This window comes from Rhizobium skierniewicense Ch11 (assembly GCF_023757665.1).
Lineage (GTDB): Bacteria > Pseudomonadota > Alphaproteobacteria > Rhizobiales > Rhizobiaceae > Agrobacterium > Agrobacterium skierniewicense.
This window is the reverse complement of sequence record NZ_RXPG01000003.1, coordinates 134238-157538: the sequence shown is the minus strand read 5'-3', so window position 1 is coordinate 157538 and position 23301 is coordinate 134238. Positions and strand designations below refer to the sequence as shown.

The following is a 23301-nucleotide window of genomic DNA, read 5'->3' as shown; positions in this document are numbered from 1 at the left end:
AATCCTGAATCGTGGTTGCTGGATTAAAGCGGCTGACCGGTCAACAATCTCGGACCACCCTTTTCGTTGGTCCCAGCTGCCTGTCCAATGAAGTAGGATTTGAGGCCCGGAATTCGGTCGACGATACCCAAGCCGAAGTCACGCACCACACGAATGGGGGCGACATCATTGGAAAACAGCCGGTTGAGCACATCCGTGGTGATGCCCATGCGCACCGTGTCAAATCGCCGCCAAGACTGATAGCGCTCCAGCACGTTCAGCGACCCGATATCGAGGCCGAGACGATCCGCCTCGACGACGGTTTCGGCGAGTGCTGCCACATCCTTGAAGCCGAGGTTGAGCCCTTGCCCCGAAATCGGGTGAATACCATGCGCCGCATCACCGGCCAATGCCAGACGTGGCGCCACGAAAGCGCGGGCCAGCGTCAGCCCAAGCGGAAAGGCCCGCCGTGGGCCGACAGGTCTGAGAGGCCCTAACTTGTGACCGAAGCGCCGCTCCAGCTCCTCCTCAAAGACCAGATCGTCGGAGGCCACCAGTCGGTCGGCGTCCGCTGTGCGCTCTGTCCATACCAGCGACGAACGATTGCCCTTCAGCGGCAGAATGGCAAACGGGCCGGACGGCAGGAAATGCTCTTCGGCACAACCTTCATGCGGACGTTCATGTTCCACGGTCGTGACAATGCCGGACTGATCATAGGTCCAATGGACCGTCTTGATGCCAGCCATATCGCGAAGCGCCGAGCGGACACCATCGCAGGCCACCAGCAGTCGTGTTTCCAGCGTGGAGCCATCGGAAAGCGTCACGAGATTGCTGTGATGTCCGGCCTCGAAGCCGGAAACACCCAGACCGTGTCGGATCGTTACGCCGAGCCGCTCGCATAGCCCGCGCAATGCGCCCACCATGGCGACATTGGGCACCATGTGCGCGAAGGGCTGGCCATCGGCGACGTCTCCATCGAAGGTCAGAAACACCGGGCGGACCGGATCCGATGTCCTGGAATCCGTCACGATCATCCTGTTGATTGGCTGCGCTTCCGGAACCAGCTCCTGCCAGACACCGAACACATCCAGCATCCGCGATGCCGCCGCAATGATGGCCGACGCCCGCATATCCTTCTTCCAGACATCCTCCGGCGCGGCCTCGATGACTTCTACGTTCAGATGAGGTGCGCCCTGCTTGATGGCAACAGCAACGCCTAGTCCAACATATCCACCACCTGCAACAACCACATCCAGCATCGCGTCTCTCCCTGCATTCTTGTGCATATTACCAAGGCACTATAGACCATGGACTTACGTCTTCCTACAGCTGGAGCATGTCGAAAATGTCGCGCCCTTTTGAAAACACAGCCCCGCTGGAAAATCTTATCTCCACGTTGGATCTGGAAAAACTTGAAGAAAACCTGTTTCGCGGCACGAGCCCGCAGGTCGGCTGGCAAAGGGTTTTCGGCGGTCAGGTCATTGCCCAGGCCCTGATGGCCGCCCAACGCACGGTGTGCGCGGAACGCTTCGTTCACTCCCTCCACGCATATTTCATGCGCCCCGGTGACCCACTCGTTCCCATCGTCTATCAGGTAGACCGTATTCGCGATGGCGCGAGCTTCGCTACCCGCCGCATCGTTGCCATCCAGCACGGCAAGCCAATCTTCTCCATGTCGGCCTCCTTCCAGAGCGACGAGGACGGTTTCGATCATCAGGCATCGATCCCCAAGGTGTTACAGCCGGAAGACCTGATGAGCGAGGAGCAGATGCGCGACGCGTTTCTGGCCAAGGCACCGCCCGCCATTCGAAAATACTGGGAAAATAAGCGTCCTATCGAAATTCGACCCGTCTCGCTGGCGCACTACGTCTCAAAGGAAAAGCTCGATCCGAGACAGGATATCTGGGTAAGAGCCGTCGGGCAGGTTCCTGATGATCGGCATTACCAGACATCGGTTCTTGCCTATCTCTCGGACATGACCCTGCTCGACACATCACTCTACGCCCACGGAACGACGATTTTCGATCCGGCCATCCAGGCCGCCAGCCTCGACCACGCCATGTGGTTCCACCGCCCCTGCAAACTCGATGACTGGTTGCTTTACACCCAGGACAGCCCCAGCGCCTCTGGTGCACGTGGGTTGACGCGCGGCAGCCTGTTTACACGCGATGGTGTTCTCGTCGCATCCATGGCGCAGGAAGGTCTGATCCGCAAAATAGCAAATGATTAATTCTTAATCATTTTTTTAATTTTGCACAGCGATTGCGCGACATCGGCGCATTTGGTTGCCCATTTTTCAATCTTATTTATTATTATTGTTTTAAATCAATAACTTAAAAAACCCATCTCGAATTGGCACGCGCCTTGAATGTAGGGGAGCAGTCGCTGTTACTGATCAGCCAGCGTCGAGGAGAATCGGCTCTGCGCCGAGGACAAACAAAGGATGGGAAACCAGATGAAAATTGTGATGGCCATTATCAAGCCGTTCAAGCTGGACGAAGTGCGCGAAGCACTGACCGGCGTCGGCATTCAGGGCCTGACGGTGACCGAGGTCAAGGGTTACGGACGCCAGAAGGGCCACACCGAAATCTATCGCGGCACCGAATATGCGGTCAGCTTTCTTCCCAAGTTGAAGATTGAAATCGCCGTTGCTTCCGATCTCGTCGAAAAGGCTGTCGAGGCCATCGCAGCCTCTGCCAAGACGGGGCAAATCGGCGACGGCAAGATTTTTGTCTACTCGATTGAACAGGCCGTGCGCATCCGTACCGGCGAAACAAACACAGAAGCGCTTTAAGCTCGGCTGACAGGGGAGTTTTCAAACCATGCCATTCAACAGAATTTTAACACTCAGCCGGCTTGGTGCCGGTGCGGCGGCCCTTCTCGCCCCCGCTTTTGCCTTTGCCCAGGACGCTGCGGCGCCTGCAGTTGCAGCCGCTGCCCCGGCCATGACGGTCGATAAGGGTGACACGACGTGGATGCTGATCTCGACCATTCTGGTCCTGCTCATGATCGTTCCGGGCCTGGCGCTGTTTTATGGTGGTCTCGTCCGTACCAAGAATATGCTGTCGGTGCTGATGCAGGTCATGATGATCGCGGCCGTTGCGATGATCGTCTGGGTCACTTACGGTTACTCTCTGGCCTTCACCGATGGGGGCTCGATGAACAGCTTCGTCGGCGGCTTCTCCAAGATGTTCCTCGCGGGTGTCGATACCACGACCCTGTCGGAAAGCTTCACCAAGGGTTCGGCCATTCCCGAGCTGGTTTTCGTCTGCTTCCAGATGACATTTGCCGCCATCACCCCGGCGCTGATCGTCGGTGCCTTCGCAGAACGCATTAAGTTTTCCGCAGTCATCCTCTTCACCATCCTGTGGCTGACATTCGTTTACTTCCCGATTGCCCACATGGTGTGGTTCTGGGGCGGCCCAAGCGCGTATGACGGCCCAACCGGCCTCATCTTCGGCTTTGGCGCAATCGACTTCGCCGGCGGTACAGTCGTTCACATCAACGCCGGAATCGCCGGTCTGGTTGGCGCGATCATGGTTGGCAAGCGCACAGGCTTCGGCAAGGACATGATGGCTCCGCACTCCATGACCCTGACCATGGTTGGCGCAGCCCTTCTGTGGGTCGGCTGGTTCGGCTTCAACGCTGGTTCCAACCTGGAATCCAACGCTTATGCAGCCTTGGCGATGATCAACACCTTCGTTGCAACGGCCGCTGCCATTGTCGGCTGGGCACTGGTGGAAAACTTTACCCGTGGCAAGGCTTCCATGCTCGGTGCTGCATCGGGCGCCGTTGCCGGTCTCGTCGTCATCACGCCTGCTGCCGGTTTCGTCGGCCCGATGGGTGCGATCATCATGGGCCTGATCGTTTCTCCGGTCTGCTACTTCTTCGTCTCCACGGTGAAGAACAAGTTCGGCTATGACGACACCGCGGACGTCTTTGGCGTCCATGGCGTTGGCGGCATCATCGGGGCTCTGCTAACCGGCGTGTTCGTCAACCCGGCTCTGGGCGGCGCTGGCATCGTTGATTATTCCACGGCCGACTTCGCCGCCAGCTATGCCGGTACGGCAACCCAGGTCTGGGCGCAGCTCAAGGGCGTTCTCGTTACTGTTGCATGGTCCGGTATCGGCTCCATCATCCTCTACAAGATCGTTGATTTGGTTGTTGGTCTGCGCGTTCCGGTCGAGGCCGAACGCGAAGGTCTCGACCTCGCAACCCACGGCGAAGCGGCTTACCACTCGTAAGTCAAGGACACCGGCCTGGTCCAAAGACCAATGGCCCACGCCAAAGACAGGAAAAGCCCGGCACCGACCGGGCTTTTTCGCGTTGAGCAACATCAAAATCCACCAGCAACATTCGATGTTTCCATGGTTAATGCCATATTAACCACCGGCCCGTTATTTTGTTCTGTCATCCCCATTGCCGCACTGGCACATTTTGGACGCAAGCAGAAGCATTTCAGGAACAGCAGAGACAGGCTTTTCTTCCGGAAATGCGAAAACGATCTAAGGACCAACGGGCTCAGGACATGGACAGAGTGAACACTCCGACATTCGACGGTCGTGACGGCCGCTTCATCTTGACGGCATTTGTCGTGCGCCAGATCATGGCGCTGGGCGGCTTTGCACTGCTGGCGATACTGGCACTCGGCATCACGGCGCTGGCCACATGGAATGTCGCAGACCCCAGTCTGTCCTACGCCACCGGCAATGCGCCCACCAATCTGCTGGGACATGGCGGCGCCATCTTTGCCGACATCATGATGCAGTTCTTAGGGCTTTCGGCGCTCATCGCCATGCTGCCTATCCTGGCATGGGCATTCGCGCTGATTTCCGGTCGCAGGTTCAACCGCATTCCGGCCCGCCTGGTTGCCTGGTTGAGCGGCGCTTTCATTGCTTCCGCGTCACTCGGCTGCTTCCCCGCACCACTGACATGGCCATTGCCCAATGGCATCGGCGGTGTCATCGGCGACATGATCCTGCGGTTTCCTGCTCTCTTCATTGGCGCGTATCCCACAGGCACGTTTGCCACTATCCTCGGCGCTATCTTCGCAGTGCCTGCCATATGGCTCATGCTGTTCGCCTCCGGCCTCCTCGGCTCTCCCGATGACGAGGAGGATATCCCCGTCGCGCAGACCGCAGCGCCCAGCAAAGCGCGCAAGGTGCAGGAGGTCGCCGATGAGGAAGAAGACGATGGCGACGGCTTCTTCGGCAGCCTGCTCGCCTTCGGCGCAATGACCCACTACTGCTATATTACCCAGGCCCGATTCCGCCGCCTGTTTGGCCTCAAGCCGAAGTCAATGCGCAACGAGTTCGAACAGCCCTACGACTTCAACGACTACGAGTTTGGAACGTTGAACGAGCCATCGCGTCTGAAAACGGCTATCAACCGACTGGAACGTGCCGACCCATCCTTTGAAGAGCGCGCAGAGGCCCGTGCGCGGCGCGAAATCACGCCGCCATCAATTTCCATGGATGATGATATAAACAGCGACGAGGACGACGACAGCCTTCCCGATGGTGTGCTGTCCGGCGACCCGAAATTCATTGCCCGCCCACCAGTTGGCCAAACCCGCATCACCCCACCCTCGGCCCGGCCCAAGCCGAGCGAGCGCCTTGCCCGTGATGCTCAGCCATCCTTTATCGCCAGAGACGGCTTCCAGCTTCCTTCTGTTCATCTTCTCGCAGAGCCCAAGAGCGTCGTTCGTGACAATACGCTGAGCGCTGAAGTTCTCGAGCAGAATGCCCGCAGGCTGGAAGGCGTGCTGGAGGATTTTGGCGTCAAGGGTGAGATCATCCACGTCCGTCCCGGTCCTGTCGTCACCATGTACGAGCTGGAGCCAGCACCCGGCATCAAATCCTCGCGCGTGATCGGCCTGGCTGACGATATCGCTCGTTCCATGAGCGCAATCGCCGCCCGCGTGGCCGTGGTGCCCGGCCGTAACGCCATCGGTATCGAACTTCCCAACAAGATCCGCGAAACCGTCTATCTGCGCGAGTTGATCGCGTCGCGCGATTTTGAAAACAACAAGGCCAAGCTGCCGATGTCACTCGGCAAGACCATTGGCGGCGAAGCCGTCATCGCCGATCTGGCCAAGATGCCGCATCTGCTCGTCGCCGGAACCACCGGCTCCGGTAAATCGGTCGCCATCAACACGATGATCCTGTCGCTGCTCTATCGCATGACACCGGAACAGTGCCGCCTCATCATGATCGACCCGAAAATGCTGGAACTCTCCGTCTATGACGGCATCCCGCATCTGCTCTCACCTGTCGTTACCGATCCCAAGAAGGCCGTCGTGGCGCTGAAATGGACCGTCCGCGAGATGGAAGAGCGCTACAAGAAGATGTCGAAGATCGGTGTCCGCAACATCGATGGCTTCAACACCAGGGTCCAGCAGGCGCTGGACAAGGGCGAGGTTCTGACGCGTACCGTACAGACCGGCTTTGACCGCCAGACCGGCGAGGCCATGTACGAGACCGAAGAATTCGACCTGAAGCCCCTGCCCTACATCGTCGTCATCATTGATGAAATGGCCGACCTGATGATGGTTGCCGGCAAGGACATCGAAGGCGCGGTGCAGCGTCTGGCACAGATGGCCCGTGCCGCCGGCATTCACGTCATCATGGCCACACAACGCCCGTCGGTGGACGTCATCACCGGCACAATCAAGGCCAACTTCCCGACCCGTATCTCCTTCCAGGTCACATCCAAGATCGACAGCCGTACCATTTTGGGCGAGCAGGGTGCCGAACAGCTGCTGGGCATGGGTGACATGCTCTACATGGCTGGTGGCGGGCGTATCCAGCGCGTCCACGGCCCCTTCGTGGCCGATAACGAGGTGGAAGATATCGTCGCTTACCTCAAGACCCAGGGATCGCCGGAATATCTGGAATCCATCACCGAAGAGGATGAGGACGAGGATGGCGGCGGCCCTGCGGGCACCAGCAACATGGCTGATTCGGAAGACCCTTACGATCAGGCCGTTGCCGTCGTGCTGCGCGATGGGAAGGCATCCACCTCCTATGTGCAGCGTCGTCTGGGCATCGGCTACAACCGCGCCGCATCGCTTATCGAACGCATGGAGCAGGAAGGCATCATCGGCCCTGCCAACCATGCCGGAAAGCGCGAAATTCTGGTGCCGACCGAGCAGGATTGATGCGCGGAACCTCGTATTTGCACGGTCTCACCAAGGATGATTTCGTTCACGTCGATGTCAGCAACCAAGATCGCGTTCCGGCGTTATATCAGTCGGTTATGTCATGAAGACGCCGCGTTTTTTTGGCAGAGAAGAAACGATAAAGGAGAAAAAAATGAAAAAGAATTTCCCGGTCGTTTCCGCGCAGTCTTGCGGCCTTGATGGCAGCATGACGCGTCGCGGCTTGATGACCCTGTTTTCCGCAACGGCAGCTCTGGCAGCACTTCAGCCGCTGACGGCCCTTGCGCAGGACGCCACTGCCCAGAAGATCGCCAGTCACTTCTCTTCCGTCAAAACCATGATGGGTGAATTCGTGCAGTTCGGCCCGCGCGGTGAACAGACCGGTGGAAAATTCTACATCGCCCGTCCAGGCAAGCTCCGTTTCAATTATGAAGACCCCTCGCCTATGCGCGTTATCTCAGATGGCAAGAATGTCGTCATCGGCAACAACAAGCTGAACACCTGGGACCTCTACCCGCTGTCGAAGACACCCCTCAGCTTACTCCTCTCCGATAAGATCGATCTGGGCAACCAGAAGGTCCGCGACGTCAAGCAGGAGTCTGACCTGACGACCATCGTCTTAGGCGACAAAAGCATCTTCGGCGATTCGACGATCACGCTGATGTTCGATCCCAAGACGTTCGATCTGCGCCAGTGGACCACAACGGACGCGCAGAACAAGGATACAACGGTCATGATTTTTAATGTTCAGACCGGTATGGCTCTGGACGACAAGGTCTTTGCCATCAACTATGAGGAAGTCCGCAGTCGCGGCTAATGCACTACCAAAAGGACGAGAAAAGCATTTCCGTTTTCTGGCCGATGTAATAAGCCTGCCTCCACCTTGTCTTGAAGGACCAACGGAGCGCAGGCATGACCTTTTCGATCACCACCTGGAACATCAACTCGGTGCGGCTGCGCATGCCGATCGTTGAGCAGTTTCTGGTGCGTTACAAGCCGGATGTGCTCTGCCTTCAGGAAACGAAATGCCCGAATGGCGAGTTTCCCCTCAAGCCCCTGAAAGCCTTGGGCTACGAGCACGTCATCATTCACGGCCAGAAGGGCTACCACGGCGTGGCCATCGCCTCGAAACTGCCGCTGACGGAAGATCATCGGCAGGACTACTGCGGCATCGGCGACGCGCGCCACATATCCGGCATCGTAAAGGTCGGCTCGCGCAAAATCCGCCTTCACAACTTCTATGTTCCCGCAGGCGGTGACGAGCCAGATCGCTCGATCAACCCGAAATTCGGCCACAAGCTCGACTTCATCGAAGAAATGAAGGGGCTGACTGCAGATAGCATTCCAGGCACCTCGTCGATCCTCGTCGGCGACCTCAACATCGCACCGCTGGAACACGACGTCTGGTCTCATAAACAGCTTCTCAAAATCGTCAGCCACACACCTGTCGAGACCGAAGGTCTGCTGGAGATCATGAAAAAAGGCAACTGGCTGGACCTTATGCGCCTCAACGTGCCGGAGACCGAAAAAATCTACACGTGGTGGAGCTACCGCGCCAAGGACTGGGAAGCAGCAAATCGTGGCCGCCGCCTTGACCATATCTGGTCATCGCAGGATCTTGGGCCATCTCTGGACCGAATCGAAATCCTGCGTGAAGCCCGCGGCTGGAACCGCCCCTCGGATCATGTTCCGGTCACCGCGCATTTCAAGTTCTGAGGTTTAAGAAAACCGCCCCTGAAGAGCGGTCGCACCTGAGGAAAGTCCCGCAATATTATCGCGAATACGGGTGAGGACTACGTCGGCGACGTCGGGAAACTCTTCGATCATGCGGTGGAAAAGGATGCGGGTAATGCGGATCACTTCGGAATCTTCATGTGCGACCGCCGTGTATTTGCGTTCGCACAGCGTAAACAGTGCAAGTTCCGACAGCAATGACCCTGTCTGTGGTCGGGCTTGTAGCTCTGGCTTGCCATGGCGTCCCGTGCTGTAGAGATCAAAGCCGCCACGCGCGATGACGAAGCCGCATTCTGCCGGAGAGTGTTCGCGAAACAAAGCCTGTCCCTCGGCAATCCTGCGCCTTTCGGCACCGAACGCGATCAGGCGCAGCTGGTCGTCGCTAAACCCTTGAAAAAGGGGCACCTGCGCCAGAAGATGGATATCGTCGTTCAGTGCCATATCGTTTGAAACCTCAAGACCTGATAATAGCACTGGTTTTCGAACAACGGAGCGGCCAAGACAAGAGCCGCACCGCCGGAATTATCGTTACGGCACAATCTTGTAGCCACCGTTTTCGGTGACCAGTAGCTCCGCATTCGATGGATCTCGCTCGATTTTCTGGCGGAGGCGGTAGACATGGGTTTCCAACGTGTGTGTTGTCACACCCGAATTATATCCCCAGACCTCTTCCAGAAGCACGTCGCGCGTCACCACGGCGCTGCCAGCGCGGTAGAGATAACGAATGATGGCCGCTTCCTTTTCCGTCAAGCGTATTTTCTTGCCGTCTTCCGTGGTCAGCAGCTTCTGGCTGGGCTTGAACTGGTAGGGGCCGACGGTAAATACTGCATCTTCGCTCTGCTCGTACTGACGAAGCTGTGCCCGAATGCGGGCAAGCAACACGGCAAAGCGGAAAGGCTTCGTCACATAATCGTTGGCGCCCGCCTCTAGACCCAGAATCGTGTCGGAATCGGTGTCATGGCCAGTCAGCATGATGATCGGGGCCTTGAAACCATTCTTGCGCATCAGCTTCACTGCCTCGCGCCCGTCCATATCAGGTAGCCCGACATCCATGATCAGCAGATCGACCTGCGCGGATTTCGCGGTCTGTATTGCATGATTGGCGTTAGCTCCGGTCAGAAGATTGAACTCATCATAGGGAGACAATTGCTCGGCAAGCGTTTCGCGGAGGTCGTCATCGTCATCTACCAGAAGAAGTGTACGGGCCGTCATGGGATATCTCAGCCTTTCATTTTATATTAAAAGCAAATCGCGCCAGAGCGCAGGTGTGACCAGGATCGATATGCTTTTCGCTTTCGTGAACCAATTCAGCGGTTTGACACCGAAACGTCAACCCTTTGTCACACTATAACACCGAGCTATGAGGTCACGTTGGCACACCTGCAAAGCAAAATCTCGTGAGAATGATGATCAGACGCACGGAAAAACAGCAAAAAACGAGCTCGAAACTGCTTGTCCGTCCAGCACCGGGCAACAAAAGCCGCGCTTTGCTGCAATTGGGCCAACTGACGTTCCCTGCGGCCATCGGTCGCAATGGGCGTACAATTCGAAAACGCGAGGGCGACGGGAAAACACCCATCGCCACCATGGCATTTCTTTACGGCTTTCACCGGGGTAACAGCACGCCAACATTCAGCACATCGCTTAAGATGCATCGCATACAAAGCACTATGCTCTGGTGCGATGCGCCTGATCATCCCAATTACAACAGGCTGGTCAAGGCGCCGTTCAAGAACAGTCACGAAGAGATGTATAGGTCGGACAGCCTTTACGACGTCTGCCTCGTGCTGGACTGGAACGTGACGTCACGCCGCCGCAATCTTGGCTCAGCAATTTTCATGCACATGATCCGCCCAGGCTATGAACCGACGGCCGGATGTATTGCTTTTCATCCACGAGACATGCAACGAATTTTGCCGTTTCTGCATAAAGGCCGAAAGATCATGGTTTTATAGCACGCGGCCGAAACAGTGGCCTGCTTCGGCCGCCCTCAGAACTTACTTCCAGTCGCGGACATCCACGAAATGGCCAGCCACCGCAGCCGCAGCCGCCATGGCAGGCGATACGAGGTGCGTGCGGCCCTTGGAACCCTGACGACCCTCGAAGTTGCGGTTGGAGGTGGAGGCGCAACGCTCGCCGGGAGCCAGACGGTCATCATTCATAGCCAGACACATGGAGCAGCCAGGTTCGCGCCACTCGAAGCCCGCGTCGAGGAAAATCTTGTCCAGACCTTCCCTCTCCGCCTGCTCCTTAACCAGGCCAGAACCGGGGACGACCATCGCAGACACCGTCGGTGCGACCCTGCGACCCTCTACGATCTTTGCAGCTGCTCGCAGATCCTCGATGCGGCCATTGGTGCAGGAACCGATGAAAACGCGGTCGATGGCGATATCCGTCATCTTCGTCCCCGGCGTCAGCCCCATATATTCCAGGGCGCGCTGCTTGGAATTGCGCTTGTTCTCATCCGCAATGTCTGCTGGATCGGGAACCGCACCCTGCACGGAGATCACATCTTCTGGCGAAGAGCCCCAGGAAACAATCGGCGGCAGATCGGCGGCGTTCAGCACCACGACCTTGTCGTAATGCGCGCCTTCGTCGGATGCCAGCGTCTTCCAATATTCAATGGCCTGTTCGAGCGTTTCACCGGTGGGTGAGCGCGGCTTGCCCTTGATGTATTCGAACGTCGTTTCGTCAGGCGCGACCAGACCGGCGCGTGCGCCACCCTCGATAGTCATGTTACAGACCGTCATGCGGCCCTCCATCGAAAGCGAACGGATCGCTTCGCCAGCAAATTCGATCACGTGGCCGGTGCCGCCAGCCGTGCCGATTTCGCCGATAATGGCAAGGATGATGTCCTTCGCCGTCACACCATCGGGAATTTTGCCATCGACACGCACCAGCATGTTCTTGGCTTTCTTCTGGATCAGTGTCTGCGTGGCCAGCACATGTTCGACCTCAGATGTGCCGATCCCATGCGCCAAGGCACCGAAAGCGCCGTGGGTGGAGGTGTGACTGTCACCACAGACGATGGTCATGCCTGGCAGCGTAAAGCCCTGTTCGGGTCCGACGATGTGAACGATACCCTGTCGCTTGTCGCGCTCGGAGTAATATTCAACGCCGAATTCCGCAGCATTGCGGGCCAGCGCTTCCACCTGAATGCGGCTTTCCTCGTTCTTGATACCTTCAACACGGTCGGCAGTCGTCGGCACATTGTGATCGACCACAGCCAGCGTGCGGGCAGGCGAATGAACGGGACGCCCGGCAATCCGCAGCCCCTCAAAAGCCTGCGGGCTCGTCACCTCATGCACAAGGTGACGGTCGATGTAGAGAAGACAGGTCCCATCCGGGTCGCGATTGACGACGTGGTCGTCCCAGATTTTGTCGTAAAGGGTACGAGGTGCGCTCATGGCTCTATCCACCAAATTTTGTATCAGGAAAAGGGGTATATGCAAAAGGCCGACAGCCTCTTGGACGGACTGTCAGGCGAAAGTAAGTCGACCGCCAAGCGCACCGGATATGCGCGCGAAAAAACGTGCCGGCAGGCGCTTGTGGTCCTGCAGAACGAAAATGTTTTGCGCGAGACATCCGAATTTAGATCCCATTCAGCCTTCATAGCAGATCGGCTTTTCATCGGCAATATTGTCGTTTCGAGCGAATTGAACCGATGCAGTCGCAACAATTTCTTCATGATGGGATAAAATCGCCTTTCGCGTGTTCGGGTCTGTCCGAGCCGTTTCACGATGCTATAACGTAGGCGTGAGGGGCGGGGGCCATGATCAGATCAGAACTGCACGCGCCGCAGTGAGAGGGAGGATACGTCTTGGTATCTGAAAAGGCACTTATTTCCAAAATCACCTGGCGGCTGATGCCGTTTCTGGGGATTCTCTACCTTATTGCCTATATCGACCGGCAGAATGTCAGCTACGCCAAGCTGCAAATGGTCGGAGATCTGGGCTTGAGCGAATATGCCTATGGTCTGGGCGCGTCGCTGTTTTTCATCGGTTATTTCATTTTCGAAGTACCCAGCAACCTGCTGCTGACGCGGTTCGGGGCCAGCCGCTGGTTTGCCCGTATCATCATCTCCTGGGGACTGGTCACCATCGCACTGGCCTTCACCAATAGCCAAACCATGTTTTACATCCTTCGCTTCTTGTTGGGTGCCTGCGAAGCCGGCTTCTTCCCCGGCGTTCTCTATCTCTTGACGATCTGGTTCCCGCGTGATTATCGCGGTCGCATGGTCGGCCTGTTTATGATCTTCAGTGCGCTCGCCAATGCCATCGGCGCCCCATTGGGCGGCATGCTGCTTGATCTCGATGGCGTCATGGGTCTAGCGGGCTGGGAGTGGGTGTTCCTCGCAACCGGTGTTCCCGCCGTCATTGCCGGCATTTTCACGATCTTTTATCTAGACGACACGCCAGAAAAGGCGAAGTTTCTGACCCCAGACGAGAAGGACTGGCTGAGCAAGCGTATCGCCTCTGAAAATTCCAACATGGAAGAAAATGCTGAAAACGGCTTCAAGGCATTGATCAATCCGCAGGTCCTGTTCATGTCGCTCTGCTTCGTCGGCTTTCCGCTGGCTGCATATGGTCTCAGCTATTGGCTTCCGACCATCGTCAAGAGCTTCGGCGTGTCCAACACCACCAACGGCTTCATCAATATCATCCCTTGGATCGGTGTTGCGATTGCTCTTTACCTCGTGCCAGCAGCAGCCGATCGCGCACAGAACAAAATTCCCTTCATCGTCGGCCCCGCCTTTATCGGCGCATTCTGCCTTCTGATGTCGGCGCTTGTGACGGCACCTGTCGTGCAGTTCACCTTTCTGTGTGTCGCCGCTGCGGGCATTTTTGCGGGTCAGCCCGTTTTCTGGAGCCTGCCCGGTCGCTTCTTGAAGGGAGCCGGGGCCGCAGCAGGCCTCGCCGCCATCAACTCGGTTGGCAATCTCGGCGGCTTCGTGGCCCAGAACGTCGTACCGTGGATCAAGGACCAGACAGGCAGCACCATCGCACCGATGTTCTTCCTCTCCGCATGCCTAGCGGTCGCAGGCGTTCTCGTCATCATCGCCGGTCGCATGATTGCAAAACGGGCGAAGGCACAAGGCGTAGAAGCCTGATAAATATTGACCGCCGCTGGTTCCCTCTGTGTTACCAGCGGCGGAAAAACTGCCTTCTTTCGGCGCCATTCTCCGCGCCCTATGGTTCGTGCATCCACCGCAGCGCACGACAGGAGAACACCGTGATCCGCCTTATCAGAAACATGGCCCTAAGCTTCACACTGGCACTGCCAGCTTTCTCACTTGCCACCCTTCCCGCTTATGCGCAGGAGGCCGTCGTCAAGGCAGCGGATGCGGAAGCCCTCTTCACCAGTCCAGACCCCAAGCTGAATGCCAACAAGCAGGTGACCTACAAGATCATCCGCGATCTGTTGGAGGCTGGCCATTGGGACAAAGCCGACCAATACCTGACCGAACGTTATATTCAGCACAATCCAAACGCCGCATCGGGACGCGATGGCGTGATCAAGTTCTTCACCGAAGTCCTGAAAGTCGAAAAAAAGCCAATCCCCGATAAAATCAGCTCACCCGTCGTCTTCGTCACGGCAGAGGGCGATCTCGTCACCGTCGGCTTCGTGCGTGAGGTCAAGGACCCGAAAGACCCGACCAAAACCTATACGACGACGTGGTTCGACACATGGCGCTTCGTCGATGGCAAGGCCGACGAACACTGGGATTCAGCGCTGAAAGATCAGTAAGCTCTATCCCCTTGGACTGCGGCGTAGCGATCTTTCTACACGCCGCAGCACCAGCGAGAGCCCAAGCGTCAGTATGAGATAGATATAGGCGACGATGGAATAGGTTTCGAAAAACCGGAACGATCCGGCAGCGTAGACCTTGCCCAGTTGGGTGATATCCATCACGCCCAGAACCGATACGAGAGAGCTATCCTTCACCATCGACACGAAATCATTCGATAGCGGCGGAAAGATCGTGCGGATCGCCTGCGGAAAAATCACCAGCCGAAAGCGCTGGAAGCGATTGAGGCCCAGCGCCTTGGCCGCCTCGATCTGCCCCTGATCCACGGCCTCTATCCCGGCCCGGAAGATTTCAGCGATGAAAGCAGCGTAGCAGATTGTCAGGGCCAGAATGGCGCGCCAGGTCAGCGAAAAATCCCTCACCAGCATTGCCTCCATCCATCCAGCCTGAACCAGCGGCGTCATCATCCAGTTGATCGCACCGACAACAGCAGGCGCGCCGACGAAGGCGATAAAGAACAGCACGACGAGAACCGGAATGCCGCGCACCGTTTCGATATAGAAACGAGCAATCTGGCGCGGGAGGATGTGGTCAGCCATGCCAAGCACGGCAATCACCAGCCCCCACAGCGATGCCAGCGCAAACGCCACCAAGGTGACGAACACCGTCATGCCGACACCCTTGATGACCGTGTTGAACACCTGTGTGTAGAGGCCGTTCATTGCAATCAGGACGGCCAGCACAAGCCCGATGGCAATGATCGCTACCAGCCACCATGGAAAATCATCGGAAGCGGAGGGTTGGCGGCGGACGCTCACGCGCCCGTCTTTCGCTGGTCGGGCCACATCCGCTTACTGGCCAAGCTTGTAATCCAGAAACCACTTCTTTTCGAGCCTAGCGAAAGTGCCATCCGCCTTCAGCGCCGCAATTGCGGCGTTCACGGGGGCGACCAGATCGGACCCCTTCTTGAAGATGAAGCCGAAATCATCGCCACCCAAGGGGCCGCCGATCAGCTTCAATGCCCCGCCGGATGCCTCCACATAACCCTTACCCGCAACGCCATCTGTCAGCACCAGATCGACATCGCCGGTCTTCAGCGCCTGCACGGTCGCACCGAAGGTCTCCATCAGCTTTACGCGTGGGTTCTGCTCGTTTCCGTCAAGCACGTCGTAGACAACGGTATAGAACGGCGTCGTACCCGCCTGCGCACCCACAAGCCCCTTGTCGAAGGCTGCAAAGCTCTTGGCATCGGTAAAGCGCGTCTCGTCGGCACGCACCAGCATAAACATTTCCGAGCGCATGTAAGGATCGGAAAAGTCCACCTTCTCTTTACGCTCGTCCTTGATGCTGATGCCGGTCATGCCGATATCGTACTGCCCATCAGACACCGCCTGAATCATCGCATCCCAGGATGTGTTCTGATACTCGACCTTGAAATTCAGCCGCTTGGCAATCTCGCCCATCGCATCATATTCCCACCCGATAGCTGCGCCGGATGTGGGATCGACAAATTGCAGCGGCGGATAGGCGTTTTCGGTAACGACAACGACGGTCCTCTCCTTGAGGTCCGGCAGTTCGGCGGCAAAGGAAATCACGTGCGACATAAGCGTTGCGGCAATGGCGATGAGAAAAGAGCGTCTGAGCAATGGCGTGTCTCCTGCTGGCAATGCGGGAAAATGACATGGTTTGAAGCGTGAGAGCAAGAGTGCATTGGATGGTAGGCTTTGCCTACCCCCCCTCTGCCCTGCCGGGCATCTCCCCCCTCAAGGGGGGAGATTAGCAAGACGAATGCTCACCACTCTTCCCGCAGCGTTCAAGATGGCTGGGCGCGATCCACGAGTCGATCTCCCCACCTGAGGGGGAGATGCCCGGCAGGGTAGAGGGGGGCAAGCCACACCCACCAACAACAAACGCCAGCAGACATCACGCATCAAAAACAAAAGGCGGCCCGAAGACCGCCTTTATCAAAATTTCCGAAAACCGGAAAAACTTATTCAGCTGCGCCTTCGGCAGGCTTCGCAGCCTCTTCAGCGGCCTTTGCTGCTGCGGCTTCTTCGGCTGCCTTGGCTTCAGCAGCTTCTGCTGCGGCCTTTTCAGCGGCCAGAGCCTGAGCTGCTGCAACCTTTTCAGCTTCGATGCGTGCCTTTTCTTCGGCGGCGGCCTGACGCTCGCCATCGTTGAGCTTGCGAGCGCGAACGCCAGTGTCTTCAACGATACGGGCAGACTTGCCGCGACGGTCGCGCAGGTAGTAGAGCTTCGCGCGACGGACCTTACCGCGGCGAACGATTTCAACGCCTTCAACCAACGGCGAGTAAACCGGGAATACGCGCTCGACGCCTTCGCCATAGGAAATCTTGCGAACGGTGAAGCTCTCGTTGATGCCGCCGCCGGAACGGGCGATAACGACGCCTTCGTAAGCCTGTACACGCGTACGTGTACCTTCCGTCACGCGCACGTTGACGCGAACGGTGTCACCTGGGGAAAATTCTGGAAGCTTGCGCTTCGCTTCAATCTTGGCAGCCTGTTCGGCTTCCAGCTGTTCTATAATGTTGGTCATATTAACCTCTGAGTTCTTCTGAAACAGCCAGAGCGCTCAACTGTCATCCCTTGAAACCAGGTCTCGGGACCATGCCTTGCGGCAGGAGCGGGTTCACTATTCTTTGCTTGCGGTTAAAGGGGTAAACCCCAGTTCCACGCGGGCCATTACAGCAAGACGGCGCATTTGTCATCCCTTTTACAAGATTATTTTGTCGGTCATGAGCGAATTGTCGGCAATCACGTCAACGGATATGGAGTGAGACGGGCGCAGGATGCGCCGGGAGGAGCCATGTCTTTGTTCATCATTCTTCTGCTGCTTGCCAGCGGCTTTCTGTCCGGTGCAGTCAACGCCATCGCAGGTGGTGGCACGTTCCTGACCTTCGGGGCCATGACGATAGCCGGCATCGCGCCGATTTCGGCCAACGCAACCTCTTCCATCGTGCAATTTCCAGGCTACGTGACATCCGTCATCGCCTATTGGCCGGAAATTCGCACACACTGGAAAAGCGCCGTTTTTCTGGCCCTGCTCTCCATCGCTGGTTCGACTGCTGGTGCGCTCCTGCTTCTGTCGCTGGACAATCCCGCTTTTCGCCAGCTCGTGCCCTGGCTGTTGCTTGCCGCTACGCTTCTGTTTGCGGCTGGTCCTTGGCTGCGGCCCCGCGCAAATGCAGAACGCGTTCCCGGCAATGCCGCCAGCCTCGTCGGGCAGTTCTTCACCTCGATCTATGGCGGCTTCTTCGGGGCGGGCATGGGCATCATGATGCTGGCCATGCTGGGATTGACGGCAGGTGGAAGTTATCACCACCTCAACGCGCTCAAGAACCTGCTTGCGGTCGTCATCGCAGCCGTCGCCATCGTGGTATTCGTGGGCGGTGGCGTCTTGGCTTGGCCCGCAGCGCTGATCATGATCCCGGCTTCCGCGCTTGGCGGTTACAGCGGCGTTTATATTGCGCGGCGCGTGCCACAATGGATCATCCGCGCTTTGGTGATCTCGGTCGGACTATTGCTATCGGTCTATTATTTCGTCTCGACCTGAGCAGGCGTTTCCAAAAGATCGGGACGGCGCTCCCGTGTTAGCGCGACCGCCTGCTCATGACGCCAGGTATCGATGGCCTTGTGGTTTCCAGACGTCAAAACGGCGGGAATGTCGCGCTGTTCCCACACTTGCGGGCGGGTATAATGCGGATGTTCCAGAAGGCCGCCTTCGAAGCTTTCATGAACGCCGGAGAGATCATTGCCCATCACACCGGGCAGAATGCGCACCACGGCATCCAAGAGCGTCAATGCCGCTGGCTCACCACCGGACAGAATATAATCGCCTATGGACACCTCTTCGAGGTTACGGGCATCGATCACCCGCTGGTCAACGCCCTCGAAACGACCGCAGATGATGATGACGCCTTCGCCTTGCGCAAGGTCACGCACGCGTTCCTGCGTCAAAGGCTTGCCACGCGGGCTCATCAAAAGCCTTGGCCTTGAACCGCCGTCTGAAACATCGTCTATCGCCGCTGCCAGCACATCCGGCTTCAGCACCATGCCGGCGCCACCGCCGGCTGGCGTATCATCCACGCTGCGGTGCTTGTCGGTGGCGAAATCGCGGATTTGCACAGGCTCGATCTGCCACTGACCTCGCTCCAGCGCCCGGCCCGCCAGCGAATGGCCGAGATGCCCCGGAAACATGTCCGGGTAGAGTGTCAGCACGGTTGCCTTGAATGTCATGTTATTTTTTCTTGCCGAAGATCGGATGATCCGGGTCGTCCTTGCCGTCATCTGGATTATCGACCAAGCCAGCCGCCAGCGGATCGATCAGGATCTTTCCACCTTCAAGGTCGATTTCCAGAACCGCCGCTTCGGAAAATGGAATAAGCGTCGGACGCCGACCAGCGCCTTTCAGCTCCAGCAGATCACCCGCGCCGAAATCATGAACGGCAGCAACGGAACCATAGCTATTGCCCTCGGCGTCGACGGCTTCCAGCCCTTCCAGATCGGTGTAATAGAATTCGTCTTCGTCCAGATCGTCGTCGGGCAGATTGTCACGCTCGATGAACAGTTCCAGCCCGTTCAGAGCTTCAGCAGCATTGCGGTCGTTGACCCCACGAAAGCGCACGATCACCACCGTCTTTGCTTCGCGTATCTCGAGAATCTCGAACACCCGGCCATCGCTGGCAATCAGGTTGCCATATTCTCCCAATGCGGTCGGATCATCCGTGAAAGAGCTGACCCGCACTTCGCCACGCAGCCCTTGTGCCGCGCCAATCTTGGCCATGAGAATGGGGTTTTCCAGCTTTGCCATCGGTCGTCCGTTTCGGTGTTCGTCTTTTAAAATCTATGTACGGCATGTTGCCGTCAAAATAAACACAAACGGGTGGCGCGGAAATCCACACCACCCGTTCAAATCGTGCAAACCGGACTTATTCGGCTGCAGTTGCTTCTGCGGCAGCAGCAGCGGCATCATCGGCCTTCTGCTTCTTCTCGGCAATGCGCTCGACTGCCTTCTTGCCTGGCTTTGCCTTTTCAGGGTTGTTGCGCGCGTCGCGCGTCACGATGCCAGCCTCTGAAAGGAAGCGCAGAACGCGGTCTGTCGGCTGTGCGCCCTTGGCGATCCATTCCTTGACGAGGTCGCCGTTGATCTGGACGCGATCAGCATTGTCCTTGGCAAGCATTGGATTCCAGGAACCGACCTTCTCGAGGAAACGGCCGTCGCGTGGCGAACGGGCGTCAGCAACGACGATTTGGTAGTACGGGCGCTTCTTGGAACCACCGCGTGCGAGACGAATTTTCAGTGCCATGTTGTTTCTCCTTATAATGGCTTGCCCGCCGGTCAGGCGGTCTTGTCGGTGCCGTTGTGTTCAGCGGCAATGGCTTCATGATGCCGGATGACTTCCTTGATGATGAAGTTCAGGAACTTCTCAGCAAAATCCGGGTCCAGATCGGCGGCCTTTGCCAGATGGCGCAGGCGTTCGATCTGGTATTCCTCGCGCGCCGGGTCTGCCGGCGGCAATTCGTGAGTTGCTTTCAAAACGCCAACCGCTTTGGTGCGCTGGAACCGTTCCGCAAGCATATGCACCAAGGCAGCATCGATATTGTCGATGGACTGGCGATATTGTGAAAGTTGAGCCTTTACGTCTGCATCGGTCATGACAGCACTCACTTCTTTTTGCCAAAACCCGGAAGACCCGGAAGTCCGCCGAGGCCCGGCAACTTGGGTCCGCCCAAACCGGGAAGACCGCCCATGCCACCAAGACCTTGTGGCATACCACCTGGTTTGCCCAGACCCGCGGCCTCCGCCTGCTTTTGAAGCGCTTCGAGCTGCTTGGGGTCCATATTGGCCAGATCAGGCATCCCGCCCCGTAGGCCGCCCATTCCACCGCCAAGACCCATCTTGCCCGCAAGGCCGCCCATCATCTGCTTCATGATGCCGCCCTTGCCCTTGCCGCCCATGGCCTTCATCATGTCGGCCATACCGCGATGCATCTTGAGCAGCTTGTTGATTTCGGCCGCATCCGTGCCGGAACCGGCAGCGATGCGCTTCTTACGGCTGTGCTTGAGCATGTCGGGATTGGCGCGCTCGGCCTTGGTCATGGACGAGATGATGGCGATCTGGCGGTCGAACATCTTGTCGTTGAGGCCTGAAGCGGCCATCTTGTCCTTCATGCCGGACATGCCTGGCATCAGGCCCATGATGCCGCCCATGCCGCCCATCTTTTTCATCTGGCCCAACTGATCGGCCAGATCGTTCAGATCGAACTTGCCCGACTGCATCTTCTTGGCCATCGCTGCGGCTTTTTCCGCATCGATGTTTTCAGCAGCTTTTTCGACCAGCGAAACAATATCGCCCATCCCGAGAATACGGTCGGCGATACGGCGCGGATGGAACTCGTCCAGTTCACCCATGCGCTCGCCGGTACCGATCAGCTTGATCGGCTTGCCGGTGACAGCCCGCATCGAAAGGGCAGCACCGCCGCGGCCATCGCCGTCCATACGGGTGAGTACGAGGCCGGTGATACCAACGCGCTCATCGAAATTCCGGGCCAGATTGACGGCGTCCTGACCTGTCAGGCTGTCGGCAACCAGCAGAATTTCATGCGGCTTGGCATTTTTCTTGATGTCCGCCATTTCCATCATCAACGGCTCGTCGATGTGGGTACGACCGGCTGTATCGAGGATCACGACATCATGGCCGCCGAGCTTGGCGGCCTGCACGGCGCGCGAGGCGATATCGGTCGGCGATTGTCCCGCAATGATCGGTAGCGTATCGACGCCGGTCTGAACGCCGAGTTGACGAAGCTGCTCCTGCGCTGCCGGACGACGCGTGTCGAGGGATGCCATCAGCACCTTCTTCTTGTCGCGGTCGGTCAGGCGCTTGGCGATCTTGCCGGTGGTGGTCGTCTTACCAGAGCCTTGCAGGCCCACCATCATGATGACGACGGGGGCCGCCGCATGAAGATCGATCGCCACGCCTTCGGAGCCCAGCATCTCGACCAGCTCGTCATGAACGATCTTGACGACCATCTGGCCGGGCTTGATCGCTTTGAGAACCGAGGCACCCACGGCCTTCTCACGCACCTTGTCGGTAAAGGACCGCACGACTTCCAGCGCAACGTCCGCTTCCAGCAGCGCACGACGAACCTCGCGCAGGGCCGCCGTCACATCGGCTTCCGAAAGCGCGCCACGGCCGGTCAGTCCATTTAAAATGGAGCCAAGGCGGTCCTGGAGGTTTTCAAACATCGCGTCATCCTTCTTCGTTCCGGGGTTTCCGAAACGTCGGTGGTTTTGCTGCCAAAAACAAGACGCCCAGGAAGGGGCATAGCCAAAAAGCACCCGAGGGCGCATTGCGCTGTCGGATGTTTGCCTCCAGGATCTCTTTATACCTTGCGGGTCCCGGTCGGCGGCTGCGGTCATGAAACTGCCAGCTGATGAGCGCCGGTTAACAGGAAAAGGCTGAGAGAGTCAAGGCAAAGCATGGATTTTTGACACGGACGTAACCGCTGACGTCTTCGTGAAAATAACACCTATACGCATCTGCCCGCTTGAAGAGGCGATGGCGCACGGCATATAGCTTCGTCATGAAACGACGCGCGCTCTTCAAACTTTCCTTCCTTGGTGCCCTCCTAGCCGGTGGCGGCCTTTATGCACGCCAATCCCGTGCCAGTGCCTATTATAGTGGCCCGACGTCGGATCACTTCGACGGCAAGCGCTTCTTCAACCCCGGCGGCGAGGCGCCCAATGGCTTTCTCGACCTGATGAAGTGGCGCTTCGATGGACAGAAGGCAACGTGGCCTGAAACCTATCCCAGCCCATTTCCCTTCGTAAAGCCCGCTGAACGCGTGGACGGGAAAGATTTGCGGGTGACATTCATCGGCCACGCATCCTTTCTCATTCAGACGGCAGGCATGAACATTCTGGTCGATCCCGTCTGGTCGGAGCGAACCAGCCCTGTCAGCTTCGCCGGACCCAAGCGCGTCAATCCACCCGGTATCCGCTTCAACGATTTGCCGCCCATCGATCTCGTGCTGATCACACATAATCATTACGACCATCTGGATATGGAAACGCTTCAGCAGCTGCACATCCACCACAAGCCGCACTTCATCACGCCGCTCGGCAATGATGTCATCATTCGCACACGCGTCGAAGCGGCGAAGATTTCAGTGGGTGATTGGGGTGACGTGCTGAACGTGGCGCCAGACGTGAAAATCCATTTCGAGCCCTGCCATCACTGGTCGGCGCGCGGGGTGAACGACCGCCGTATGGCGCTGTGGTCGGCCTTCGTCATCGAAACACTGGGCGGTAAAATCTACCACATTGGCGACACCGGCTTTCACAGCGGTCTGAATTATCACGCTGCGGCCAAGAAACACGGCAGTTTCCGCCTCGCAAATCTGCCATTCGGGGCCTACGAGCCGCGCTGGTTCATGAAAGGCCACCACCAGAACCCGACAGAGGCTGTGGAAGGCATGAAGATTTGCAATGCCGCCTACGCCTGTGGACACCACTGGGGCACCGTCCAGCTCACTGATGAAGCAATCGACGCGCCGATCATTGCGCTGAAAACAGCCTTGAGCGAGCATGGTGTCGCTCAGGATCGCTTTCGCCCCATGCGCCCAAGTGAGGTCTTCGACGTACCCTACGTCTGACGACC

At 57.7% G+C, this 23301-nt stretch carries 23 protein-coding genes; 11 read left to right on the top strand and 12 right to left on the bottom strand.

The annotated features are described in order from the left end of the window. Nucleotides 1-23 precede the first annotated feature (23 nt). Nucleotides 24-1265, bottom strand: a complete 1242-nt coding sequence (locus tag EKM04_RS02425; RefSeq protein ID WP_183896372.1) for a ubiquinone biosynthesis hydroxylase — start codon at nucleotides 1263-1265, stop codon at nucleotides 24-26. Nucleotides 1266-1324: 59 nt separating this feature from the next. Between EKM04_RS02425 and tesB the strand changes: the two genes are divergently transcribed. From tesB to EKM04_RS02395, 6 genes are all read left to right on the top strand, one after another. Then, a complete protein-coding gene (tesB, locus tag EKM04_RS02420) occupies nucleotides 1325-2209 on the top strand; it encodes an acyl-CoA thioesterase II (protein ID WP_174154307.1) in 885 nt (294 codons plus the stop codon). A gap of 213 nt (nucleotides 2210-2422) precedes the next feature. Next, nucleotides 2423-2773 (top strand): P-II family nitrogen regulator, encoded by a 351-nt coding sequence (locus EKM04_RS02415; protein WP_174154308.1) that lies wholly within the window; start codon nucleotides 2423-2425, stop codon nucleotides 2771-2773. A 28-nt stretch (nucleotides 2774-2801) separates the two neighbouring features. Next, on the top strand, nucleotides 2802-4223 hold the full coding sequence (locus EKM04_RS02410; RefSeq protein WP_183896374.1) for an ammonium transporter: 1422 nt from the start codon (nucleotides 2802-2804) through the stop codon (nucleotides 4221-4223). Between the two features lie 284 nt (nucleotides 4224-4507). Then, nucleotides 4508-7138, top strand: a complete 2631-nt coding sequence (locus tag EKM04_RS02405; RefSeq protein WP_183896376.1) for an FtsK/SpoIIIE family DNA translocase — start codon at nucleotides 4508-4510, stop codon at nucleotides 7136-7138. Between the two features lie 154 nt (nucleotides 7139-7292). Then, the gene (locus tag EKM04_RS02400; protein ID WP_183896378.1) at nucleotides 7293-7955 is read left to right on the top strand and encodes an outer membrane lipoprotein carrier protein LolA; all 663 of its coding nucleotides are present in this window, start codon (nucleotides 7293-7295) and stop codon (nucleotides 7953-7955) included. Nucleotides 7956-8050: 95 nt separating this feature from the next. Continuing rightward, nucleotides 8051-8854, top strand: a complete 804-nt coding sequence (locus tag EKM04_RS02395) for an exodeoxyribonuclease III (RefSeq protein ID WP_183896380.1) — start codon at nucleotides 8051-8053, stop codon at nucleotides 8852-8854. A gap of 3 nt (nucleotides 8855-8857) precedes the next feature. Here EKM04_RS02395 and EKM04_RS02390 read toward each other — a convergent pair whose 3' ends face one another. Then, nucleotides 8858-9313 (bottom strand): cyclic nucleotide-binding domain-containing protein, encoded by a 456-nt coding sequence (locus EKM04_RS02390; protein ID WP_174154313.1) that lies wholly within the window; start codon nucleotides 9311-9313, stop codon nucleotides 8858-8860. Nucleotides 9314-9400: 87 nt separating this feature from the next. Beyond that, nucleotides 9401-10084, bottom strand: coding sequence for a response regulator transcription factor (locus EKM04_RS02385; protein ID WP_183896382.1), 684 nt, complete (start codon nucleotides 10082-10084; stop codon nucleotides 9401-9403). Between the two features lie 194 nt (nucleotides 10085-10278). Between EKM04_RS02385 and EKM04_RS02380 the strand changes: the two genes are divergently transcribed. Next, nucleotides 10279-10827 (top strand): L,D-transpeptidase family protein, encoded by a 549-nt coding sequence (locus EKM04_RS02380; protein WP_183896384.1) that lies wholly within the window; start codon nucleotides 10279-10281, stop codon nucleotides 10825-10827. A 42-nt stretch (nucleotides 10828-10869) separates the two neighbouring features. Here the strand turns inward: EKM04_RS02380 and leuC are convergent, their stop codons facing one another. Continuing rightward, the gene (gene leuC, locus EKM04_RS02375; protein ID WP_174154316.1) at nucleotides 10870-12279 is read right to left on the bottom strand and encodes a 3-isopropylmalate dehydratase large subunit; all 1410 of its coding nucleotides are present in this window, start codon (nucleotides 12277-12279) and stop codon (nucleotides 10870-10872) included. Between the two features lie 413 nt (nucleotides 12280-12692). On the opposite strand from leuC, the gene EKM04_RS02370 reads away from it, so the two are divergent. Then, a complete protein-coding gene (locus EKM04_RS02370; RefSeq protein WP_183896386.1) occupies nucleotides 12693-13982 on the top strand; it encodes an MFS transporter in 1290 nt (429 codons plus the stop codon). A gap of 122 nt (nucleotides 13983-14104) precedes the next feature. Further along, nucleotides 14105-14620 carry a nuclear transport factor 2 family protein gene (locus tag EKM04_RS02365; protein WP_252094034.1) on the top strand — a complete coding sequence of 172 codons (516 nt, stop codon included), beginning with the start codon at nucleotides 14105-14107 and terminating at the stop codon, nucleotides 14618-14620. 3 nt (nucleotides 14621-14623) lie between these two features. On the opposite strand, the gene EKM04_RS02360 is transcribed toward EKM04_RS02365, so the two are convergent. The 3 genes from EKM04_RS02360 to rplS form a co-directional block, all read right to left on the bottom strand. Beyond that, entirely contained in the window at nucleotides 14624-15439 is an 816-nt protein-coding gene (locus EKM04_RS02360) for an amino acid ABC transporter permease (RefSeq protein ID WP_252094033.1), read from the bottom strand. Nucleotides 15440-15472: 33 nt separating this feature from the next. Continuing rightward, nucleotides 15473-16225, bottom strand: a complete 753-nt coding sequence (locus EKM04_RS02355; protein ID WP_174154467.1) for a transporter substrate-binding domain-containing protein — start codon at nucleotides 16223-16225, stop codon at nucleotides 15473-15475. Between the two features lie 386 nt (nucleotides 16226-16611). After that, nucleotides 16612-17178: a 50S ribosomal protein L19 gene (rplS, locus tag EKM04_RS02350; RefSeq protein ID WP_045230967.1), complete on the bottom strand. Its 567-nt coding sequence runs from the start codon at nucleotides 17176-17178 to the stop codon at nucleotides 16612-16614. Nucleotides 17179-17448: 270 nt separating this feature from the next. On the opposite strand from rplS, the gene EKM04_RS02345 reads away from it, so the two are divergent. Then, nucleotides 17449-18195 (top strand): sulfite exporter TauE/SafE family protein, encoded by a 747-nt coding sequence (locus EKM04_RS02345; protein WP_174154318.1) that lies wholly within the window; start codon nucleotides 17449-17451, stop codon nucleotides 18193-18195. On the opposite strand, the gene trmD is transcribed toward EKM04_RS02345, so the two are convergent. The 5 genes from trmD to ffh all read right to left on the bottom strand — a co-directional run bounded on the left by trmD (nucleotide 18177) and on the right by ffh (nucleotide 21887). Beyond that, complete coding sequence (gene trmD, locus EKM04_RS02340; RefSeq protein WP_174154319.1) at nucleotides 18177-18878, bottom strand: tRNA (guanosine(37)-N1)-methyltransferase TrmD; 702 nt, start codon at nucleotides 18876-18878, stop codon at nucleotides 18177-18179. The two genes, EKM04_RS02345 and trmD, sit on opposite strands and share 19 nt — an antisense overlap. Nucleotide 18879: 1 nt before the next feature. Continuing rightward, nucleotides 18880-19452: a ribosome maturation factor RimM gene (gene rimM, locus EKM04_RS02335; protein WP_183896388.1), complete on the bottom strand. Its 573-nt coding sequence runs from the start codon at nucleotides 19450-19452 to the stop codon at nucleotides 18880-18882. Nucleotides 19453-19570: 118 nt separating this feature from the next. Further along, on the bottom strand, nucleotides 19571-19948 hold the full coding sequence (rpsP, locus tag EKM04_RS02330; RefSeq protein WP_174154321.1) for a 30S ribosomal protein S16: 378 nt from the start codon (nucleotides 19946-19948) through the stop codon (nucleotides 19571-19573). 32 nt (nucleotides 19949-19980) lie between these two features. After that, nucleotides 19981-20298, bottom strand: coding sequence for a chorismate mutase (locus EKM04_RS02325; protein ID WP_174154322.1), 318 nt, complete (start codon nucleotides 20296-20298; stop codon nucleotides 19981-19983). Between the two features lie 8 nt (nucleotides 20299-20306). Beyond that, complete coding sequence (gene ffh, locus EKM04_RS02320) at nucleotides 20307-21887, bottom strand: signal recognition particle protein (protein WP_183896390.1); 1581 nt, start codon at nucleotides 21885-21887, stop codon at nucleotides 20307-20309. Between the two features lie 338 nt (nucleotides 21888-22225). On the opposite strand from ffh, the gene EKM04_RS02315 reads away from it, so the two are divergent. Continuing rightward, nucleotides 22226-23296 (top strand): MBL fold metallo-hydrolase, encoded by a 1071-nt coding sequence (locus EKM04_RS02315; RefSeq protein ID WP_183896392.1) that lies wholly within the window; start codon nucleotides 22226-22228, stop codon nucleotides 23294-23296. Nucleotides 23297-23301: the final 5 nt, after the last annotated feature.

Bases quoted from the DNA above. Each gene is read 5' to 3' on its own strand.
- EKM04_RS02425 (WP_183896372.1), bottom strand. From the start codon at position 1,265: ATGCACAAGAATGCAGGGAGAGACGCGATGCTGGATGTGGTTGTTGCA.
- tesB (WP_174154307.1), top strand. From the start codon at position 1,325: ATGTCGCGCCCTTTTGAAAACACAGCCCCGCTGGAAAATCTTATCTCC.
- EKM04_RS02415 (WP_174154308.1), top strand. From the start codon at position 2,423: ATGGGAAACCAGATGAAAATTGTGATGGCCATTATCAAGCCGTTCAAG.
- EKM04_RS02410 (WP_183896374.1), top strand. From the start codon at position 2,802: ATGCCATTCAACAGAATTTTAACACTCAGCCGGCTTGGTGCCGGTGCG.
- EKM04_RS02405 (WP_183896376.1), top strand. From the start codon at position 4,508: ATGGACAGAGTGAACACTCCGACATTCGACGGTCGTGACGGCCGCTTC.
- EKM04_RS02400 (WP_183896378.1), top strand. From the start codon at position 7,293: ATGAAAAAGAATTTCCCGGTCGTTTCCGCGCAGTCTTGCGGCCTTGAT.
- EKM04_RS02395 (WP_183896380.1), top strand. From the start codon at position 8,051: ATGACCTTTTCGATCACCACCTGGAACATCAACTCGGTGCGGCTGCGC.
- EKM04_RS02390 (WP_174154313.1), bottom strand. From the start codon at position 9,313: ATGGCACTGAACGACGATATCCATCTTCTGGCGCAGGTGCCCCTTTTT.
- EKM04_RS02385 (WP_183896382.1), bottom strand. From the start codon at position 10,084: ATGACGGCCCGTACACTTCTTCTGGTAGATGACGATGACGACCTCCGC.
- EKM04_RS02380 (WP_183896384.1), top strand. From the start codon at position 10,279: ATGATCAGACGCACGGAAAAACAGCAAAAAACGAGCTCGAAACTGCTT.
- leuC (WP_174154316.1), bottom strand. From the start codon at position 12,279: ATGAGCGCACCTCGTACCCTTTACGACAAAATCTGGGACGACCACGTC.
- EKM04_RS02355 (WP_174154467.1), bottom strand. From the start codon at position 16,225: ATGTCGCACGTGATTTCCTTTGCCGCCGAACTGCCGGACCTCAAGGAG.
- rplS (WP_045230967.1), bottom strand. From the start codon at position 17,178: ATGACCAACATTATAGAACAGCTGGAAGCCGAACAGGCTGCCAAGATT.
- EKM04_RS02345 (WP_174154318.1), top strand. From the start codon at position 17,449: ATGTCTTTGTTCATCATTCTTCTGCTGCTTGCCAGCGGCTTTCTGTCC.
- trmD (WP_174154319.1), bottom strand. From the start codon at position 18,878: ATGACATTCAAGGCAACCGTGCTGACACTCTACCCGGACATGTTTCCG.
- rimM (WP_183896388.1), bottom strand. From the start codon at position 19,452: ATGGCAAAGCTGGAAAACCCCATTCTCATGGCCAAGATTGGCGCGGCA.
- rpsP (WP_174154321.1), bottom strand. From the start codon at position 19,948: ATGGCACTGAAAATTCGTCTCGCACGCGGTGGTTCCAAGAAGCGCCCG.
- EKM04_RS02325 (WP_174154322.1), bottom strand. From the start codon at position 20,298: ATGACCGATGCAGACGTAAAGGCTCAACTTTCACAATATCGCCAGTCC.
- ffh (WP_183896390.1), bottom strand. From the start codon at position 21,887: ATGTTTGAAAACCTCCAGGACCGCCTTGGCTCCATTTTAAATGGACTG.
- EKM04_RS02315 (WP_183896392.1), top strand. From the start codon at position 22,226: ATGAAACGACGCGCGCTCTTCAAACTTTCCTTCCTTGGTGCCCTCCTA.